Annotated in this window: 14 protein-coding genes and 1 pseudogene; 2 read left to right on the forward strand and 13 right to left on the reverse strand. The window is 62.8% G+C overall.

Annotated features, from left to right (window positions below):
- The 12 genes and pseudogenes from PQR32_RS40735 to PQR32_RS40790 all read right to left on the reverse strand — a co-directional run.
- Window positions 1-138, reverse strand: a pseudogene (locus PQR32_RS40735) (alpha-ketoglutarate permease); the annotation flags it as partial.
- Window positions 139-430: 292 nt separating this feature from the next.
- The gene (locus PQR32_RS40740; RefSeq protein ID WP_408241141.1) at window positions 431-2,149 is read right to left on the reverse strand and encodes a SpoVR family protein; all 1,719 of its coding nucleotides are present in this window, start codon (window positions 2,147-2,149) and stop codon (window positions 431-433) included.
- Complete coding sequence (locus PQR32_RS40745; protein ID WP_408241144.1) at window positions 2,146-3,417, reverse strand: YeaH/YhbH family protein; 1,272 nt, start codon at window positions 3,415-3,417, stop codon at window positions 2,146-2,148. The genes PQR32_RS40740 and PQR32_RS40745 overlap by 4 nt, the downstream gene beginning before the upstream one ends.
- A 176-nt stretch (window positions 3,418-3,593) precedes the next feature.
- Window positions 3,594-5,516 carry a PrkA family serine protein kinase gene (locus tag PQR32_RS40750; protein ID WP_132374241.1) on the reverse strand — a complete coding sequence of 641 codons (1,923 nt, stop codon included), beginning with the start codon at window positions 5,514-5,516 and terminating at the stop codon, window positions 3,594-3,596.
- Window positions 5,517-6,311: 795 nt separating this feature from the next.
- The gene (locus PQR32_RS40755; protein WP_408241146.1) at window positions 6,312-7,073 is read right to left on the reverse strand and encodes a hydratase; all 762 of its coding nucleotides are present in this window, start codon (window positions 7,071-7,073) and stop codon (window positions 6,312-6,314) included.
- A 375-nt stretch (window positions 7,074-7,448) separates the two neighbouring features.
- Entirely contained in the window at window positions 7,449-9,218 is a 1,770-nt protein-coding gene (locus PQR32_RS40760) for a methyl-accepting chemotaxis protein (protein WP_408241149.1), read from the reverse strand.
- Between the two features lie 584 nt (window positions 9,219-9,802).
- A complete protein-coding gene (locus PQR32_RS40765) occupies window positions 9,803-10,843 on the reverse strand; it encodes a LacI family DNA-binding transcriptional regulator (RefSeq protein WP_408180754.1) in 1,041 nt (346 codons plus the stop codon).
- A gap of 168 nt (window positions 10,844-11,011) precedes the next feature.
- The gene (locus PQR32_RS40770) at window positions 11,012-12,073 is read right to left on the reverse strand and encodes an ABC transporter permease (RefSeq protein WP_408241152.1); all 1,062 of its coding nucleotides are present in this window, start codon (window positions 12,071-12,073) and stop codon (window positions 11,012-11,014) included.
- Window positions 12,070-13,668 (reverse strand): sugar ABC transporter ATP-binding protein, encoded by a 1,599-nt coding sequence (locus tag PQR32_RS40775; RefSeq protein ID WP_408241155.1) that lies wholly within the window; start codon window positions 13,666-13,668, stop codon window positions 12,070-12,072. Before PQR32_RS40775 ends, PQR32_RS40770 begins: the two co-directional genes overlap by 4 nt.
- Before the next feature lie 303 nt (window positions 13,669-13,971).
- Window positions 13,972-14,934, reverse strand: coding sequence for a sugar ABC transporter substrate-binding protein (locus PQR32_RS40780; protein WP_408241158.1), 963 nt, complete (start codon window positions 14,932-14,934; stop codon window positions 13,972-13,974).
- 489 nt (window positions 14,935-15,423) lie between these two features.
- Entirely contained in the window at window positions 15,424-16,401 is a 978-nt protein-coding gene (corA, locus tag PQR32_RS40785; RefSeq protein WP_408241161.1) for a magnesium/cobalt transporter CorA, read from the reverse strand.
- 180 nt (window positions 16,402-16,581) lie between these two features.
- Window positions 16,582-17,049 (reverse strand): hypothetical protein, encoded by a 468-nt coding sequence (locus tag PQR32_RS40790; protein ID WP_408241164.1) that lies wholly within the window; start codon window positions 17,047-17,049, stop codon window positions 16,582-16,584.
- Between the two features lie 382 nt (window positions 17,050-17,431).
- Here PQR32_RS40790 and cydX point away from each other — a divergent pair, with 382 nt between their 5' ends.
- Together cydX and PQR32_RS40800 are read left to right on the forward strand one after the other, a co-directional pair.
- Window positions 17,432-17,581: a cytochrome bd-I oxidase subunit CydX gene (gene cydX, locus PQR32_RS40795; RefSeq protein WP_408241167.1), complete on the forward strand. Its 150-nt coding sequence runs from the start codon at window positions 17,432-17,434 to the stop codon at window positions 17,579-17,581.
- Window positions 17,578-18,198 carry a P-loop nucleotide/nucleoside kinase family protein gene (locus PQR32_RS40800; RefSeq protein WP_408241170.1) on the forward strand — a complete coding sequence of 207 codons (621 nt, stop codon included), beginning with the start codon at window positions 17,578-17,580 and terminating at the stop codon, window positions 18,196-18,198. The genes cydX and PQR32_RS40800 overlap by 4 nt, the downstream gene beginning before the upstream one ends.
- 132 nt (window positions 18,199-18,330) lie before the next feature.
- On the opposite strand, the gene PQR32_RS40805 is transcribed toward PQR32_RS40800, so the two are convergent.
- Window positions 18,331-19,428 carry a saccharopine dehydrogenase family protein gene (locus PQR32_RS40805; protein WP_408241173.1) on the reverse strand — a complete coding sequence of 366 codons (1,098 nt, stop codon included), beginning with the start codon at window positions 19,426-19,428 and terminating at the stop codon, window positions 18,331-18,333.
- Window positions 19,429-19,547 lie beyond the last annotated feature (119 nt).

Consider the following 19,547-nt stretch of genomic DNA (forward strand, 5'->3'; position numbering starts at 1 on the left):
GAAGTACAGCGCGCAGAACGAATACACATAAAAGTCAAACCACTCGACGAGATTGCCCGATGAAGCGCCAACGATCGCGAAGATGCGGCGCCGGGTGTCGTGAGCCGAGGCCACGGTTTGGTCGGTTAGGTCGGTCATGCTGTTCTCTTTCCTTGTCTTTGAACGGAGGTAGCGGTCGTGGCGCCGCCTTATCACGCGTGCGTCGAGGTGCCGCACGGGCACGCTTCGCGCGCGTGCGCGAATTTTACAGAATCGCAAGGAAAAGATGGGAGTTTGTTAGGGGCCGCCAGACGGGGACGTGGCGATGTTGCGGCGCGGCAGCGCTAATGTCTTGTCCTGATTGCGCCTGAGCGGCCAAGAAAAAAGCCAGCTCGAAAGCTGGCTTTTTTTCATCGCATCGATCGCGTTGCGTTGCGCCGCAACCCGCCGATCACACTCTCACCGCAGGCGGCACATAGCGGCACTCGTAACGCTTGCGGACCGTCCCATTCTCATCGACGCTTTCCAGATACACGTCGAACTGCCACAACCGCGCCATGTGCTTGAGCACTTCTTCGCTATCGCCCGACAGATGCCGGTTGTCGCTCATGAAGTGCCGCAGCGTCAAACTCCGGTCGCCGCGCGTATTCACCGCCCACACCTGGATATTCGGCTCGCGGTGATGCATGTCGTACTGGCGCGACAACGCCTGACGCACGTACTGATAACCGCTGTCGTCATGAATCGCCGAGACTTCGAGCGCGTCGCGCATGTCGTCGTCGAGCACGGAGAAAAGGCGCATTTCGCGGATCAGATGCGGTGACAGATACTGCGCAACGAAACTCTCGTCCTTGAAGTTGCGCATCGCATAGTGCATGGCCGGCAGCCACGGACTGCCCGCCAGTTCCGGGAACCACTTGCGGTCTTCTTCCGTCGGCGCTTCGCAGATGCGGCGAATATCGCTCATCATCGAAAATCCGAGCGCGTACGGATTGATCCCGCTGTAGTACGGCTTCGTAACCGGCGGCTGGTAGACCACATTGCTGTGCGAATGGAGAAACTCCATCATGAAGCCGTCTTCCAGCTTGCCCTGGTTATACATGGTGTTGAGCAAGGTGTAGTGCCAGAACGTCGCCCAGCCCTCGTTCATCACCTGGGTCTGCCGTTGCGGATAAAAATACTGGCCAACCTTGCGCACGATGCGGATCACTTCCCGCTCCCACGGCTCCAGCAACGGCGCGTTCTTCTCCGCGAAATACAGCAGGTTTTCCTGCGGCTCCGGCGGATAGCGCTCCTCGATTTCCTCCGGCAACGGCGTATGCCGGGTCGGCAAGGTGCGCCACAGTTCATTGACCTGCGACTGTAGATAGGCTTCGCGTTCGCGGCGTGCCGCAAACTCCTTTTCCAGCGACAGCTTCTGCGGACGCTTGTAACGGTCCACGCCGTAATTCATCAACGCGTGGCACGAATCGAGCAGTTCCTCGACCCGGTCGAGCCCGAAACGCTCCTCGCACTCGGCGATGTAATTCTTCGCGTAGACGAGGTAGTCGATGATCGCGTGCGCATCCGTCCACAGCCGGAACAGATAGTTGCCCTTGAAAAACGAGTTGTGCCCATAGGCCGCATGGGCGATGACGAGCGCCTGCATCGTCATCGTGTTCTCTTCCATAAGATACGCGATGCAGGGGTTCGAATTGATGACGATCTCGTACGCCAGCCCCATCTGCCCGCGACGGTAGCTTTTTTCGGTGGAGAGAAAGTGTTTGCCGAACGACCAGTGACGGTAGTTCACCGGCATGCCGACGGACGCGTACGCGTCCATCATCTGTTCGGCGCTGATGAGTTCGAGCTGGATCGGATACACGTCGAGTTCATATTGCTCTGCAACACGGGCAATATGCGAGTCGTACTCTTCGATCAATTCGAAGGTCCAGTCGGACGGGCACGGCAGAGGCCGTCTATCGGCTACGTTCATACGGACTTCCCTTTGCCCCGCAGTGGGCGTTCCGGTGTGTCCCCGTGCTGCAGCGTTGTCGACTGCTCCGGCTGCGGCGGCTCCGGTATCGTCCGCCTTCGCCTCGGCATGCCCCGACTGTTGCTGCTGCGGCACGCCTTTCCCGCGCTCCGGCTGATAGCCGCGCGCTTCGTTGTGCAGGTGCTTGCTCGTCATGAATTAGCCGCCTGCTTTTCAAACAGCTCGCGAAACACCGGATAGATGTCGGCCGCGGTTTCGACCTTCTTCATCGCCATGTGCGGCTGGCTCAAGGCCAACTGCGCATATTCGAGCCACAGATTCTGTTCTTCCGGCGTCACCTGAATATACGCAAAATAGCGCACCTTCTCCAGGATGTCATCAGAGAGTATCTTGCGGCACTTCGGCGAGTCGTCGGTCCAGTTGTCGCCGTCCGACGCCTGAGCGCCGTAAATATTCCATTCAGTCGGCGAATAGCGCTCGTCCATCACCTTCTGCATCAGTTCCAGCGCGCTCGACACGACCGTGCCGCCGCTTTCGGTCGAATGGAAGAAGGTGTCTTCGTCCACCTCCTCGGCGCGCGTATGGTGGCGGATGAACACCACTTCGATCTTCTCGTAGTTACGCTTGAGGAACAGATACAGCAGGATGAAGAAGCGCTTGGCGAGGTCCTTGCGCTGCTCGTCCATGGAACCGGACACATCCATCAGACAGAACATCACCGCCTGGCTGGAGGGCGTGGGCTGCTTCACTCGATTCACATAGCGCAGATCGAACGGATCGATAAACGGAATCCGCCAGATGCGCCCGCGCAAATGGTGGATCTCTTCTTCGAGCAGCTTGATCTCTTCGCGACGATCGTCGGGGTCGGCTTTCATCGTCTCCAGTTGCCGTTCCATTTCGTGCAACTGGTTGACCAGCGGCGCACCGAGCGCGATGCGGCGGCCGAGCGCGCTGCGCAGCGAGCGGACCACGTCGATGTTGTTCGGCGTGCCTTCAGCCGCCCAGCCCGCGCGGATGCTTTTCCACGTGGGCACGGCCATCAGATGGGTTTTGACGAGGCGCGGCAACTCGAGATCGTCGAAGAAGTACTGCATGAATTCTTCGCGGCTCAACTCGAACACGAAGTCGTCCTGACCCTCGCCTTCATTGCTGGCCTGATTGCCCCCGCCTCCGCCGCCGCCCCCTTGCGGGCGCTGGATCTTGTCGCCGCGGATGTAGTCGGAATTGCCCGGATGCACCATTTCCCGCTTGCCACCGGGACCATGCCGGAACGACGGTTCCGCAATGTCCTTGCGCGGGATGGTGATGCTCTGGGTATTCTGAATGTCCTTGATGCTGCGGTCGCGCACGGCTTCCGAAACGGCGCGACGAATATAGTTCTTAACGCGACGCAAAAAACGTTCGCGATTCGCAATGCTTTTGTTCTTGCCTGCTAACCTGCGGTCGATGATTTGATGAAGCACGCCCGGTCTCCAGTGACGATCAGAGTTTGCGCTTCAATGCTTACTCCGATCCCCATGCAGCTGCACTATTTCGGGTGCGCGAGACGCGCGCTGCTCAAAGCAACGCTATGTCCATGCAGCTTGCGCCTCGCAGGGTGCCCGCGCGGTCGGACCGCGCGGGCGGCACGCAATGCGCATCATGACGACTTGCGCACGCGCAGATACCAGTCACACAGCAAGCGCACCTGCTTCGGCGTATAGCCCTTCGTCACCATGCGATTGACGAAGTCTTCGTGCTTGCGTTGCTCTTCCGCCGAGCCCTTGGCGTTGAACGAGATCACCGGCAACAGCTCTTCCGTGTTCGAGAACATCTTCTTTTCGATCACGACGCGCAGCTTCTCGTAGCTGACCCAGGCGGGGTTCTTTCCGCCATTGGCAGCACGCGCACGCAGCACGAAGTTCACGATCTCGTTGCGGAAGTCCTTCGGGTTGCTGATGCCCGCGGGTTTTTCGATCTTCTCCAGTTCGGCATTCAGCGCCGCGCGGTCGAAACTCTCGCCGGTGTCGTGGTCGCGGAACTCCTGATCCTGAATCCAGAAGTCCGCGTACGTCACATAGCGATCGAAGATGTTCTGGCCGTACTCGGAATACGACTCCAGATACGCGGTCTGAATCTCTTTGCCGATGAACTCCGCATAGCGCGAGGCGAGCACGTCCTTGATGAACGACAGATACTTCTGCTCGGTTTCCGGTGGGAACTGCTCGCGTTCGATCTGCTGTTCGAGCACGTACATCAGGTGCACCGGATTGGCCGCGACCTCGGTCGAGTCGAAGTTGAATACGCGCGACATGATCTTGAACGCGAAACGGGTCGACACGCCGGTCATCCCTTCATCCACGCCCGCGAAATCGCGGTACTCCTGATACGACTTGGCCTTCGGATCGGTGTCCTTGAGATTCTCGCCGTCGTACACCTGCATCTTCGAGAACAGGCTCGAATTCTCCGGCTCCTGCAGACGCGTGAGCACCGACATCTGCGCCATCATCTTCAGCGTGCCCGGCGCGCATACCGCATTCGCCAGCGACGAATTACGCAGCAGCTTCTCGTAGATCTTGACCTCTTCGCCGTAGCGCAGGCAGTACGGCACCTTCACCACGAAGATACGGTCGAGCAGTGCTTCGTTGTTGCGGTTGTTGCGGAACGCCTTCCATTCGGACTCGTTCGAGTGAGCCAGAATCACGCCGTCGAACGGGATCGCACCGAAACCTTCCGTGCCCTTGAAGTTGCCTTCCTGGGTCGCGGTGAGCAATGGGTGCAGGACCTTGATCGGCGCCTTGAACATTTCGACGAACTCGAGCAGGCCCTGATTGGCGAGACACAAGCCACCGGAGTAGCTGTATGCGTCCGCGTCGTCCTGTGCGTACTGTTCGAGTTTGCGGATGTCGACCTTGCCGACCAGCGACGAAATGTCCTGATTGTTTTCGTCGCCCGGCTCGGTTTTGGCTATACCGATCTGGCGAAGGATCGACGGGTAGCGGCGCACCACGCGGAACTTGCGGATGTCGCCGTTGAATTCGTGCAGGCGCTTGACCGCCCACGGGCTCAGAATGCTTTTCAGGTAGCGGCGTGGAATGCCGTATTGTTCTTCGAGAATCGGGCCGTCTTCCTCGTAATCGAACAGACCGAGGGGCGACTCGTTCACGGGCGACCCCTTGATCGAGTAGAACGGCACGCGTTCCATGAGCTGCTTCAGACGTTCCGCAATCGACGATTTACCGCCGCCGACCGGGCCCAACAGATACAGAATCTGCTTCTTTTCTTCAAGCCCCTGGGCCGAGTGCCGGAAGTAGGCGACCACCTGCTCGATCACCTCTTCCATTCCGTAGAACTCACGGAATGCGGGGTATACCTTGATGACCTTGTTCGCGAAGATGCGCGACATGCGCGGATCGTTACGAGTATCGATCTGTTCCGGCTCCCCGATCGCCGTCAACATGCGTTCGCCAGCCGTGGCGTACGCGGCGGGATTGTCTTTGCAGAGCGCGAGATACTCCTCGAGCGAGAGCTCATCTTCTCGCGTTTTCTCGAAGCGGGTCGCGAAACTGCTGTAGATATCCATGCTACCTCCTCGCCGAAGTCTAGACCGATGTCGTGCGCGGCGCGCTATTCGGAAACGACATCGCTCGAATTCATCCTAAACCCTTTTAAATTTTTTTTCACGAACTACGTTGCGAAAATCGCGCCGCATTCGCCTCCCAACATTCCTCACTTGGAAACAAAGTTTCGACCACCTACAATCTTGCACTCATATCGCAACGATTGCAGTCATACGTCCCTGCCTTTGCGCTGCTGCCTTGACGCCTCATCAGCACTCTACTGCAGTGCTGCTCGATACTCCGCCTCAGTGTCCTGCAATACTCTCTTGCGTCAGCCGTTACGTTCATCGAACGATCCCACTGCTGTACCAGACGGCATGTCTGCACACGCACACTTTGTTGCTGAAAGCGCGGACGTCTGCACGCTTTCTGTGTCCGGGTTACCTTTTTCCTCAACGCGCGACACAAGCGTTCGGTCTACACCGACACATGCCTGTTACATGTTTACGCGCGATTCACGCCCCGTTCACGCTTAAGCAAAGTCCGTGCAGCTTCATGCGCTTCGTCAAGCCACAAACGGTTTTGTTCCGCGTGATTGATATGGTGTGTCACGAATCGTCGTGCGAGACGCGCAGGCATTAACCGCGTCGTGAGCATGGTTAGCCGCATGTATAACTGAATGACGACAACGCCATGCATCGCTTCAATAGGTGTATACGGCAAAGCCGCCGGCACAGATGCGAAGAATGTAAAACGGCCACCCGCAGGCAGCCGTTTGAATGAAGCTTCGTAATGCGCTGTTACAAGCGCGCGGCCTCTCAGGTCAGTTCAATCTCCACTTCCCCAAGTCCGTCGATGTGGCCGCGCACGACGCCGGCTCTGTCCAGCCTGTGTGCGCCGACGTACGAACCCGTGGTGATGGTCCACTCGGGTTCGATGGTGATGCCCATGGCGGCGCAATGGTTGACGAACCACACCAGCAGTTCGCGCGGGTCGCCGGCCGGATTGCCGGTGGCTTCCGGCAGCAGCGAATCGCCGTCGAAGCTCAGTTCCAGTTCGGGTGAAACGAAATCGAAGCCGCGCGCGAGACCCGCATAGGCGACCGGATGGCCCGTGATCAACGCGCCGTTATTCTGCGCATCGGCCAGTTGCGCGAGCGGCGCGACATTCGGCCACTCGGCGAAGCGGCTATCGACGATCTCGATGGCCGGCAAGACGACGCCGACCTTCGAGAGCACTTCGTCGCGCGCATAGGCCCGGCCGCGCGGTTCGATCGCCTCGGCGAAGCGGAAGGCGACTTCCAGCTCGACCAGCACCCGGAAGAAGCCGTCATGCGCGACGCGCGCAGGCGAGCGCAGCACCAGCGAGGCCGGAATCGGCGCGCCCGCGGCGGCGCCGCCCGGCGCTTTGGCGCCGATCTTCCAGGCGCCCGTCGAGTCGCCGAGACCTGCGATGACCGCCTGCTGGATCGCGTACGCGGTTGCCGCATCGGGCGGCAGGCTGTCGGGTGCGGGCGCATCGATCGGGCGATGCTGCCGGCGTGCTTCGACGAGGCGGTTCGCGAGGTCGTATGGCGTCATGTCGGTCCTTTGTGGCTGGCGCATTGAGCGGTTGGTTGTGGCGTGCTGGTGGGTGGTGGCCATGCGTTGCTGCGGTCGGCGGCGGCGAAGTCCCGCTCGTGGGTTAACGGACCGCATCGGCGATTTGCCGCTAAATGCCGGTAGCGTCCCCAAGGGAGTTGCTTCGGTGCGTCCGTCAATGTACCGGATCATGACGCTCGCCAGGGGACCGACTGCCGCCGCAAACGTTACTTAATGCGCACACCATAAAAAAAGACCGCGAATGCGCGCGCAATCGCGGTCTTTTTGAAGCGAGGCGTTCATTCTCTCGCGGCGTCTACCCATCTAATGGGATCGGCTGAGGCACCGGGAATGAATGTTGCAGCCGACTTCCGCTCAGAACGTTTCCCAATCCTGATCGCCGCCACCGGTAGCTATCGCTTTAGCAGGCGCGCGTGCCGCTGTGGCAGCGGGCTGTGCCGTCGCGGCCGGCACCTTCGTCGCGGCTGCGGCTTGCGGCGCAGGTTGCGCAGCACGAGCGTGCGAGACCTTGCGAGCGACCACCGAGCGCAGCGGTGTGGACGCGCGCTTTGGCGGCGCACTCACGGGCGCTTTGTAACCACCTTCTTCGAGTTGGAACACGGCCACCGCGGTACGCAGTTTGCCGGCCTGGTCTTCGAGCGACGACGCTGCCGCCGCCGCTTCTTCGACCAGTGCGGCGTTTTGCTGCGTGACCTCGTCCATCTGCGTGACGGCGCGCGCCACCTGATCGATGCCGCTGCTCTGCTCCTCCGACGCCGCGGCAATTTCGCCCATGATGTCGGTCACGCGCTGCACCGCGCCGATGATCTCGGTCATGGTGCGGCCGGCTTCGTCGACCAGCGCCGAGCCCGACTGCACGCGCTCCACCGAGGTGTCGATCAGTTCCTTGATTTCCTTCGCCGCCGCCGACGAGCGCTGCGCGAGGCTGCGCACTTCACCGGCCACGACCGCGAAACCACGCCCTTCCTCCCCGGCTCGCGCCGCTTCCACGGCCGCGTTCAAGGCGAGGATGTTGGTCTGGAACGCAATCCCTTCGATGATCGAAATAATGTCGGCGATCCTGGCCGAGCTTTGATTGATGTCGCCCATCGTGCCGACCACCTGGCCGACCACCGCGCTGCCCTTGTTGGCGATCTCCGACGCATTGGCCGCAAGCGAGCTCGCCTGGCGGGCGTTGTCGGCGTTCTGCTTGACCGTGCCGGTCAGCTCTTCCATGCTCGACGCGGTTTCCTGCAGCGCGGAAGCCTGCTCTTCGGTACGCGAGGACAGGTCGATATTGCCGGCCGCGATCTGGCGCGTAGCCGTCGCAATCGATTCACTGCCGCTGCGCACGGTACGCACCGTTTCGGTGAGACTGCGCTGCATTTTGGCGATGCCTTCGAGTAACTGCCCCATTTCGTCGCGCGAGGTCACGACGACCGGACGGCGCAGATCGCCGGCCGAGATCGCGTCGAAGTGGCCGAGGGCGGCATCGAGCGGCCGGGCGATGGCGCGGCTGAGCGTCAGGTACGAGATTGCCGCGGCCAGCACGCCGATCAGCAAGGCGCCCACGCTGACCATCCGGAACAATTCGAAGCTGCCTTGCGCGGCGTCGTAGCCCTCTTTCGCCGAGGTGAACTGGTATGTGCGCAGCGCGTCGTCGGAATTGGCGAGGTCGTTGTAGGCCACTTGCAGACGCTTGGCGCCGTCGATCAGCTTGGGCTGCTCGTTCGCCGTGACGATCGCCGCAAAGGCGTCCATCTGCTGATGCAGCGCGTCACGTTTAGCAACGACGTCCTGCGCGAGGCGGTCTTCGTCAGGGTCGCGCGGCAGATCCATGTACTTTTTCCACCACGTGTCCGAGGTGGCGCGCATGCTGCGCGCGCGCTCGAGCGTCGGCGTCGCGTCCGGCGTGCCGATCATGAACGCCGCGCGGTCGAGCGCCAGCCGCTCGCGCGCCGCGAACAGCTCGGCGTTGCCGATATTGACCGCGCTCGGCATGGCGTTGGTGAACGTGTCCTTATAGGCGTCGTTCGAACGGCTCATGCCGAACAAACCGAAGACGCCGATGGCGACGAGCAGCGCGGCCAGAAAAGCCATCGTGAGGCCTATCCGCGCCTTGATCGTAATGCCTTTGTTCAACATGCTTGTTCCTGTGCTTAACAAAATGAGAGGCTGCGTACGCAGCGCGGCTTGGCGTGTGGCGTCTGCGCAGTGGCGCTTTTTGATGCCGCGCTCTAATAGTCCTGTTTACGGCATGGAGACCGCGTACTTGAAGGATTTATATGGTATGAGGAAAGGCGCTGTAAGCAGCCGGAAGAATTTACAAGATGCTGACAGGCTGTGGATTTGCGTGCTGGGCGCACCGGTGCCTACCGGATGGAAGTGGGAGACGGCACGCCGTTGCGGCGGCTGGGAATGTGCTGATGGCGTCGCGCCGCAGGTCCTTGATAGCGCGACGACTGTGAGCGCCCCGCAAGGCTGAATCCGATCGGCCTGCGTTCCTGGTTCTTGCCGCGACGAGGGTTTGCGCTGAACCGCTGCTCAGGGCTCGGACACGCGCGCGATTCCCGCGCCTCGCTCGACACCGCCTTAGCGGATCAGCCGAAGTGTTCAGACGGCCGCGGGCGAAAATCGAAGGCTACGTGCTGCGCCAGGCAAATCGCCTGGCGCGAACCGCCGCGCCGCTAGCCACACATGCGCGTATGCAATCCGCGCATCGTATCCAATCAGGCCGCCAGATCGCGCTTGGCCGCGCCGGCCCATGTCGCGGTGGACTCGCGCACGATCAGCCGCGGCGACACCACGCGCCGGCGGCCCGGCGCGCGCGGCGTGCCCGACGAGGTGCCGGCAATCCGTTCGATCAGCGTCTGCGCGGCCATATCGCCGAGCGCGCGCACCGATTGTCCGACGGTCGAAAGCGCCGGATAGGTGAAACGCCCCAGCTCGATATCGTCGAAACCGATGATCGAACAGTCGCGCGGCACGCTGATATTGCGTTCGGCGGCGGCGCGCAACGCGCCGATGCCCATCATGTCGTTGCCGGCAAAAATCGCCGATGGCTTGACCGTGTCGAACAGTTGCGCGGCCGCGCGGTGGCCGCCGGTGCCCGAAAAATCGCTCTCCACGATCGCGTCGGGCGGAATCTCAATGCCCCGCTCCGTCATCGCGCGGATGAAGCCGTGCACGCGCATCGCGCTGACCGCCGTCTGAACCGGCCCGGTGATGCAGCCGATCCGTACGTGCCCCAGTTCGAGCAGATGCCGGGTCGCGAGATACGCGCCCTTCTCGTGGTCGATCTGCACCAGATCCGCGTTCAGCCCTTCGATGTTGCGATCCAGGATGACCAGCGGCTCGTGCGAATCCGCTAGCGTCTGCGCGAGCACGGCGTCGTCGCCGGCGGAAGCGACGATCAGGCCGTCGATGCGTTTTTCCTGCAGCACGCGCAGATAGTTACGCTGCTTGGCCGGATCGTCGTCGGAATTGCAGAAGAACACGCAGTAGCCGTTACGCGAGCAACCGTCCTCGATGCCGCGCGCCAGTTCCGCGAAATACGGGTTCGTGGTGTTGGGCACGACCAGCCCGATCGTCGCCGTCGCCCGTGCCTTCAGCGAGCGGGCCACCGCCGACGGAACATAGTGGAGCTGACGGATCGCGTGTTCGACCTTCGCGCGCACGTCCGCCGACACCGGCCGCGAGTTGTTCACCACGTGCGATACCGTCGTGAACGACACGCCTGCCACAGCCGCTACATCCTTGATCGTCGCCATAACCTGTTGCTCTCCTGCCTGTTTTACCCGCCGGCCGCGCCATCTGGCGACCCACCGGACGTCTTCATCGAAGACAGACCAAACCCGTGAATTCTTACGCTTTACCGCTCATGACGCTGTGACTGCCTTCGTTGCGTTATTCTGCCGGCTTGCGGTGCCGGCCACCGGTCAGGCCCGCTTGCGGCGGCTGCGATACGTATCCAGCACCACCGCCACCACGATCACCGCGCCGGTGATCATGCGCTTGGTCGGCTCGTTCGCGCCGATCTGCGCGAGGCCGGCCGCGAGCACCGAAATGATCAACACGCCGAAAAAGGTGCTGATCACCGAGCCGCGCCCGCCCATCAGGCTGGTGCCGCCGATCACCACGGCCGCGATCACCTGCAACTCCACGCCCTGGCCCGCGTTCGGATCGGCCGCTTCCAGACGCGAAATCTGGAACAGCGCGGCCAGCCCCGAGAGCGCGCCCATCAGCGCGAACACGATGACCTTGTACGGCCGCGGATTGACGCCCGCGAGCCGCACCGCTTCCTCGTTGGTGCCGATGCCGACCAGATAGCGGCCGAACACCGTGCGCGTGAGCACCAGTTGCGCGATCACCATCACCGCCACCGCGATCAGGAACGCCGGCGAGATGCCGAGCGCGATCGGGTTCGACAGGAAGTCGAACGCGTCGCCGATGTAGGCGGTGCGCGAATTCGTCATCTGATACGCCATGCCGCGCGCGGCTTCCAGCACGCCGAGCGAGACGATGAACGATGGAATCCGCCAGCCCACCGTCACCGCGCCGGTGATGGTGCCGGTCAGTGCCGCCGCGGCGACGCCGAGCAGCGCCGACGGCAACGGCCCCCAGCCCCACTTCAGCGCGGCCACGCTCACCACCGACGCGCCCAGCGCCAGCACCGATCCCACCGACAGATCGATCCCGGCGATGATCAGCACGAAGGTCATCCCCACCGACATCACCACCAGATCGGGAATCTGATTGGCGATCGTGCTGAACGTGTCGTACGTCAGAAAGTGCGAACTCAGCAGCGAGAACAGCACGATCATCGCCAGCAATGCGCCAGCGAGCCCGAGGTAATTCGAAAAGCCCAGCCGCGTGCCGGCCGGTTTGCCGCTCGCGAGCGGCGCCGACGGATCGGGCGGCGGCGCGACAGTCCCAGTGCCAGTGCCAGTGCCGCTGCCCGGCTTGTCGCCCGATGCTTCCCGCAACGGTTGATCGTTCATGACAGACTCCCTGCTTCGCTGGTGTCGGGGGCGGCGTGCAGCAGCGCGTCGCGGCTGCGGTAGCCGGCGAAAGCCGCGGCCAGCAATGCATCCTGCGACCAGTTATCGCGCTCGAACACACCCGTCATGCTGCCCGCCGACATCACACCGATCCGGTCGCAGATCAGCATGAGCTCGCGCAGGTCGCTCGACACCACGACGAGCGCGCGCCCTTCACGGGCCAGCGCACCCATCAGGCCATAAATATCGAACTTCGCGCCGACGTCGATGCCGCGCGTAGGTTCGTCGAATAACAGCACGCGGCAGTCGCGCGCCAGCCAGCGGCCGATCACGACCTTCTGCTGGTTGCCGCCCGACAGCTCGCCGACGATCTGCCCCGGCCCGGACGTGCGGATCCGCATCGCCGCGATCTGCGTCTGCGCGAGCGCATTCTCCCGCTTCGCATCGACGATGCCGTGCCGCGCCACGCTGCCGATATTGCCGAGCGACACATTGGCCGCGATCGGCTGCGGCAGCAGCAGGCCTTCGCCTTTACGGTCCTCCGTGATCAGCGCGATGCCCGCGCGCACCGCATCCGAGGGCGAAGTAATCTGCACCGGCGTGGGCGGCGCGCCCGGCGTTTGCGCCAGCGACACCGTGCCACCGTCCTTCGGATCGGCGCCGTAGATCAGCCGCATCAACTCCGTGCGGCCCGCGCCGATCAGGCCGCTGATGCCGAAAATCTCGCCTGCGCGCACTTCGAACGACACCTCGCGCACCACCTTGCCGCGCGTGAGCCGGTCCACTTTCAACAGCGGCGCGCCGATGTTGCGCACGCCCAGATCGATCCGCTCGCCGAGTTCACGGCCGACCATCCATGTGACGATTTCGTCGCTGGTCAGGTTGGCCATCGCGTCGACATGCACCAGCCGCCCGTCGCGCAGGACCGCGATCTGCTCGGCCACCCGCGCGAGCTCCTCGAGCCGGTGCGAGATGTAGACGAGCGCCACGCCGCGCGCTTTCAGCCGGTCGATCTGTTCGAACAGCAGATCGACTTCGCGCGCGGTCAGCATCGCGGTCGGCTCATCGAGGATCAGCACGCGGCAGTCGTCGATCAGATTGCGCGCGATCTCCACCATCTGCTGATGACCGATGCCGAGTTCGCCGACCAGCGTGTCCGGATCGATCGCGTCGAGGCCGACCTGCGCCATGGCCTGGCGCGCGTCCTCGCGCAGCTTGCGCCGGTCGATCCAGCCGAAGCTGAATGCGCCGACCCGCGGCAAGCGGTTCAGGAACAGGTTTTCGGCCACCGACAAGGTCGGTAGCAGATTCAGCTCCTGCATCACCATGCGTACGCCGAGCGCCTCGGCTTCGGTGCGGCTCGCCGGCGCATAGGGCGCGCCGCCGAGCTGCATCGTGCCGGTGGTCGGATCGACCAGGCCGCCGATGATTTTGGACAGCGTACTTTTGCCTGCGCCGTTCTCGCCCGTCAGCGCCAATACCTCGCCGGCGCGCAGCGACAGCGAAATGTCGGCGAGCACCGGTTCGGCGTAGGTCTTGCCGATGCCGCTGACAGACAGGACGGCAGGCAAGGCGTCGTGGTCGGTTGAATCCATCGCAATCCTGGTTCCGGGGCGGTGGCCGCGGCCTCATGCGATTCGCTCGAATGAAGCTGCGGCCCTCCCGCCCCGTGTCATGCCGGCCCAATGCGCGGAATGCGCAGGCGCTAAAAGCCACGCACCCTCCCGTCGCGCGGCACCGTCATGACGCTTACCTCTGGAATTAACGGCGGCGCGGCAGGTTTCTTGAGCGTTTATTGAATAGGCGCGGGTTTGCGAGCGTATGGCATGCATTGAGCATGAAACGGCGGCGGCGCAAACCCGCGTACCCGACTTATCCCGGGATTGACCGGGCGATGCTTACTTCGTGACCAGATCGCACGGCGTTTCCACCACGCCGGACAGATCTGCCTGCTTCTTGTGCTCGCTGAGGGCCTTCAGCGCGGTGTCGATACCGAACACGGCCTGCTTGGCAGCGTACTGATCCGCGGTGGCGAGCACGCGGCCGTCCTTGAGCATCGGCTTGATCGCGTTGATGTTGTCGTAGCCGACCACCAGCACCTTGCCCTGCTTGCCCGCCGCGCGCACGGCCGAGACCGCGCCGATCGCCATATTGTCGTTGCCGGCGAGGAGCGCCTTGAGATTCGGGTATTCGTTGAGCATGGCCGACGCCACCGCGTTGCCCTTGTCGATTTCCCATTCACCCGATTGCACCGAGACGACCTTGGCGCCGACTTTCTGCATCGCGTCCTTGAAGCCCGCGGTGCGCTGCTGCGCGTTGGTGGTGGTCGACACGCCTTCGATGATGCCCACCTCGTCACCCGACTTCAGCTTTTTGGCCAGGTAGTCGCCGACCTTCTGCGCGCCCTTGCGGTTATCCGGACCGACGAACGGCACGTTCAGGTCTTTCGACTTGAGCACCTCGGGGTCGAGCCGGTTGTCGATGTTCACGACAATGATGCCCGCATCCACCGCCTTCTTGACGACCGGCACCAGCGCCTTCGAATCGGCCGGCGCCAGCACGATCGCGTCGACCTTCGACACGATCATCTGCTCGACGATGCGGATCTGGTTCGCGGTATCGGTCTCGTCCTTGATGCCGTTGGTGATCAGGTCGAACTGCGACGGATTGTGCTTCTGATAGTCCTTCGCGCCCGTCTCCATGGTCAGGAAGAACTCGTTGGCGAGCGACTTCATCACCAGCGCGACCTTCGGCTTATGAGCGGGCGCGCTCTGCGCGTACGCGGAAGAAAACGGCAAGGCTGCAGTGGCGGTGGCGAGGACGGCGGCCGCCAGGATGCGGCGGCGAAGGCGTTGGCTCATGCATATCTCCAGGGTCTGTCAGGCTCGCGACGGAGCCTTATTTTTAATTAGTGCGCAAACGTTTGCGAGACCCATTTTCAGCGCAGTCTATTCCGATTGTCAACGATGCGCGGTGTTGCAGTGCATCGGCGCGTGGCGACGCGCAGCGGTGCTGTGCGTCCGGTCGAATCGGAGCGGCGCGCTTTTCAGCGCGCCGGCAGGCGGCGTGTCGCAAAGGGTTCCTCGCTTGGTCCGTGCGTGGCAGATTGCCGCCGGCCGCAAGTTCAGAGGCCGACGGGCCGCCTATGCTGGACTTTTATTGCGCGCGGTGCAAGCGGGGCAACAGAGAGAGAGAGCGGCCGAGCGATCGGAGGGAGAGTTCCGGCGGAGAAACCGGGCGGCGAGCCAGGAGAGATCCGGCGGGCAAATCGACATGTGGTCGCGGCGTCGTTCAAGTCGGCCGCCACGAGGAGGTATGGAGCGCCACCGACTGGCAACGCCCCACCCCGCTCAAAGCCAGCCGGCCTTGCGGAAGCGCCAGTACAGCACGAAGTCGACGGTCAGCATGACCATGAGACAGATCGGATAGCCGTACTTGTAGTGCAGCTCGGGGATGCTCTGGAAGTTCATCCCGTAGATGCCGGCGATCATGGTCGGCACCGCGAACAGCGCCGCGAACGAGCCGAGCCGTTTGGTCACCTCGCTCTCGGCCAGAGAAATCATGCCGAGATTGACCTGCACGGCGGTGACGACCATTTCGCGGCGCCCGTCGATGATCCTGACGATCCGCTCGAGGTGATCGTAGACATCGCGGAAATACGCCTGCATGCCCTCGCAGACGCTCGGAATGCGGCCGCCGGTCAGTTTGCTGATGGCTTCCTGCAATGGCGCGATATGGTGCTGCAGAATCACGAGGCGGCGTTTGAGCGAGTACAGATCCTGGATGATCGCGCGCGACGCCGCCGAATTATTGCGGTCGAAAATGCGGTCTTCGAGCGCTTCAATTTCGCTGTTCATCGCCTCGATGATCGGGAAATAACGATCGACGATATCGTCGGCGAGCGCATACAGCACGAACGCCGAGCCTTCCTTGAGCAGTTGTGGTTCGCGTTCGCAGCGGGCGCGCACGTTCTGAAAGCCGATGCGCGTGCCGCGCCGCACCGAGAGCACATAGTTGCGCCCCACGAACACGTCGACTTCGCCGATCAGCAGTTCGCCCTCTTCGTCCATTTCCACCGTATGCATCACGGCAAACAGCGACTCGCCGTACTCCTCGATCTTGGGACGCTGGTGGCCGTTCTGCGCATCTTCGATCGCGAGTTCATGCAGGCTGAACTCGTGTTTCATCACGGCCAGTTCGCCCGGGCCCGGGTCCTTCAGCGCCACCCAGACAAAACATTCGGGCCGCGCCACGTAGTCGCTGATGCTATCGATGTCGATGTCTGCCAGCTTCCGGCCGTCCTGATAGGCGGCGCAATTGATCAGCATGTTTGGATTACCTTGAAAACGGAACAGACCGGCCGGACGCTTACGATACGTAAGCCTGGCGGCGGGTCTGCAACAACGAATTTACTTTAGCCGCCATGTTAAAGGCTATGCGCGAAGCTCATGTATCGAATTGTTAAGCCTCGCGGACGCCGGTGCGCGACGCCCACGAGACAGGGCACGCTATTGCGCGACCCGGCGCAGCGCGATGCGGTGATCGTCGCCGAACGTGACCGAGGCGCGGTTCGTGTAGCGTGTATCCGCCGTCACCGTGAAGCGCATTTCGACGACCGGATCGAACTGCGTCGACACGCCGATGCGATGCACGCCCGGGCTCAGATAGAAGACCACGTGCTCGCCGTTCATCAGATCGGTGACCTGTTCGCCGTCGATATACACCAGGGCGTCGCGAAAGCGGACGATCACGTCGCGGGAACGCTCACGGCGGACATCCACGGCGACGAGCCCCGTCCCCGGCTCCGTGTAGCCGGACTGGACGATGCGCGCGGCCGGCACCGGCTTGAACGGAACCGGCTCGGCGGGTGTCGAGGCGCAGCCGGCAAGCACGCCGAGGCTCAGCGCGGCAAGCACGCCTAGCTTCGCCAATGCGACCCGCGCGGCCTGGCGGTGGTGGTCCGGACGCGTCGGCATGCTGGGTCTCCCGTGTTGTTGGTTGTGGTTTTGCCTGTGTGCTTCTTCTTTCTGATCGGTATGCGGGACGATGCCTGGCCGTCCTGATTGCCGCCGTTCATTGCGCCCGCTCAACCCTTGCCGTGCATGATAGCAACGTGCGCCCTTTCCGCCAGCCTGGCCGAACGGACGACACCGCAGCCTCTTGCATGGCGCCACGTTCTTCTTCATGATCGCTGCAAAGGGCGGTTCCGTGGGCAGCCGCGTGCGGTGTTTCCGTTGCGGATTTACGCTCGGTTCCAGCACTCGCTACTTTTGCCTGCACGCATGCCGGCTTCGCTTTACCGGCTATGCGCAAGGCTTCTGCGCCGGACCTGCCCGACATACGACCAAGGAGACCGCAATGTGGTATTTCACCTGGATTCTCGGCATCGGCGTGGCGTTGGGCTTCGGCATCATCAACGTGATGTGGCTCGAGGCCGGCGACAAGTTCGCGCGTGACCCGCAACGCGCGGGGGCCGTACCCGCCACGCCCGAGGACACGCCTTCGTGACTCATCTGGTTTTCTTCTGCGGTCACGCGGGCACCGGCAAGACGACGCTCGCCAAAAAGCTGCTCGGCCCGCTGATGAAAGCGAGCGCCACGCCCTTCTGCCTGCTCGATAAAGACACGCTCTACGGCGGCTACAGCGCGGCCGCCATGGCCATGCTCACCGGCGACCCGAACGACCGCGACAGCCCGCTGTTCCTTGAGCATCTGCGCGATCCCGAGTATCGCGGTCTGCTCGATACCGCCCGCGACAACCTCGAACTCGGCATCAGCGCGATGGTGGTCGGGCCGCTTTCGCGCGAAGTGCGCGAGCGGCGCCTGTTCGATCGCGCGTGGCTGGGAGTCGGTGCGGACGTGACGTTACGGGTCGTGTGGGTCTATACGTCGGAAGAGATGGCGCACCAGCGGATCGTGGAGCGCGCCAATCCGAACGACGCCTACAAACTCGCGCACTGGGATGAGTATCGACAGCGTCGCTTCGTTCCCACCGGCGATATCTGCGACGACCTGTTGATGTTCGACAATACCGCGCCGACTTCGTCGGATCATGAAGCCTTGCTCGCGCGCATCCTGGGCGAGCCGCAGGCAGCGGCGACGATCATGCCGCCGGTGCCCGTATAGCATATAGGTGCCAATAAAAACGCCCCGTATAACGGGGCGTCTCCCCGGCTCTCTGCGGAGCCGTCTATTCTGCTCGCGGCGGACCATTCACATCGGTTGCCACGTTGTCGCACGGCCCTCGGTGCCGATCCTTCAGACAGTAGCCATCGTCTCCAGCGACTGTCCTTCGTACAGTTGGCCGAAGCGGTTCGCGAGGAAGTCGCGCAGCGACACCTGCTCCTGGCGCACGAAGCCCTTCCGCGGCAGCTTCTGTTCGCGGAACAGATCGAGCACCGCGCACATCGCGCCGGCCGTGGTGATCTGGATCGCGCTCATCGGCACGCCGCACACCGTCTTCGCGAAGATCTTGCGGGTGAACACTTCCTGCACCAGTTGACCGTCGCGCATGCCGCTCACCGTGATGAACACCAGCACCACGTCTTGCGCGGTGGACGGCACCGAACGGCGCATGATGTTCTTGAGGGTATCGCGGTCGCTGGCAAGACGCAGGTCTTCGAGCAGGAACTGCATCAGGTTGCGGTGGCCCGGATAGCGCACCGACTTGTAGTCGAGCGACTCGACCCGGCCCGACAGCGTCTCGCACAGCGTGCCGAGACCGCCGGAGGTGTTGAAGGCTTCGTATTCGGTGCCGTCGAGCGAGAAATGTTCGAGGCCTTCGAGCGGCTGCACCCACTGCGTGCGGCTGTCGCGGATCGCTTCGCACGGCTGGCAGTACTCGTTGATCAGACCGTCGACACTCCACGTCAGGTTGTATTTCAGCGCGTTGGTCGGGAATTCCGGCAGCGCGCCCACGCGCATCTTGACGTCGCGGATTTCCGTGAAGCGGTTCGCCAGTTCGTGCGCCGCGATGCCGATGAAGCCCGGTGCGAGACCGCATTGCGGCATGAAGGCGTGATCGGCGTCGTCGGCGATCGCGCGGATCGCATGCGTGGCGCGCACGTCTTCCGTCAAATCGAAGTAATGCACGCCTGCGCCCTTGGCCGCCGAGGCTACGTTCACGGCGAGATAGTACGGCAGCGCATTGACGAGCGCGTCGAAGCCTTGCACGGCGGCGCGCAGCACGGCGGCGTCGGCGGAATCCACACGGCGGGTCGGAATGCCCTGGGCGGCGAGTTTGTCGAGCGCGTGCTGGTCGCGGTCGAACGCGACGACGTCGTAGTCGCCGGTTTCGCGCAACATGTGAGCGATGGTGTGACCGATCAAACCTGCACCAACGATGGCTACTTTCATTGCGCTTCTCCTTTTTATGTGTGCTGTCTCCAGCTTCGGAAGTGGGGGGGGGGGGGGGGGGGGGGGGCCGGGGGGGGGGGGGGGGGCCCCCCCCCCGGCGGGGGGGGGGGGGGGGGGCC

Origin of the sequence: Paraburkholderia dipogonis, from assembly GCF_046027395.1 — a bacterium.
GTDB classification, from domain to species: Bacteria; Pseudomonadota; Gammaproteobacteria; order Burkholderiales; family Burkholderiaceae; genus Paraburkholderia; species Paraburkholderia dipogonis_A.

Bases quoted from the DNA above. Each gene is read 5' to 3' on its own strand.
- PQR32_RS40740 (WP_408241141.1), bottom strand. From the start codon at position 2,149: ATGACGAGCAAGCACCTGCACAACGAAGCGCGCGGCTATCAGCCGGAG.
- PQR32_RS40750 (WP_132374241.1), bottom strand. From the start codon at position 5,516: ATGGATATCTACAGCAGTTTCGCGACCCGCTTCGAGAAAACGCGAGAA.
- PQR32_RS40755 (WP_408241146.1), bottom strand. From the start codon at position 7,073: ATGACGCCATACGACCTCGCGAACCGCCTCGTCGAAGCACGCCGGCAG.
- PQR32_RS40760 (WP_408241149.1), bottom strand. From the start codon at position 9,218: ATGTTGAACAAAGGCATTACGATCAAGGCGCGGATAGGCCTCACGATG.
- PQR32_RS40765 (WP_408180754.1), bottom strand. From the start codon at position 10,843: ATGGCGACGATCAAGGATGTAGCGGCTGTGGCAGGCGTGTCGTTCACG.
- PQR32_RS40770 (WP_408241152.1), bottom strand. From the start codon at position 12,073: ATGAACGATCAACCGTTGCGGGAAGCATCGGGCGACAAGCCGGGCAGC.
- PQR32_RS40775 (WP_408241155.1), bottom strand. From the start codon at position 13,668: ATGGATTCAACCGACCACGACGCCTTGCCTGCCGTCCTGTCTGTCAGC.
- PQR32_RS40780 (WP_408241158.1), bottom strand. From the start codon at position 14,934: ATGAGCCAACGCCTTCGCCGCCGCATCCTGGCGGCCGCCGTCCTCGCC.
- corA (WP_408241161.1), bottom strand. From the start codon at position 16,401: ATGCTGATCAATTGCGCCGCCTATCAGGACGGCCGGAAGCTGGCAGAC.
- PQR32_RS40790 (WP_408241164.1), bottom strand. From the start codon at position 17,049: ATGCCGACGCGTCCGGACCACCACCGCCAGGCCGCGCGGGTCGCATTG.
- cydX (WP_408241167.1), top strand. From the start codon at position 17,432: ATGTGGTATTTCACCTGGATTCTCGGCATCGGCGTGGCGTTGGGCTTC.
- PQR32_RS40805 (WP_408241173.1), bottom strand. From the start codon at position 19,428: ATGAAAGTAGCCATCGTTGGTGCAGGTTTGATCGGTCACACCATCGCT.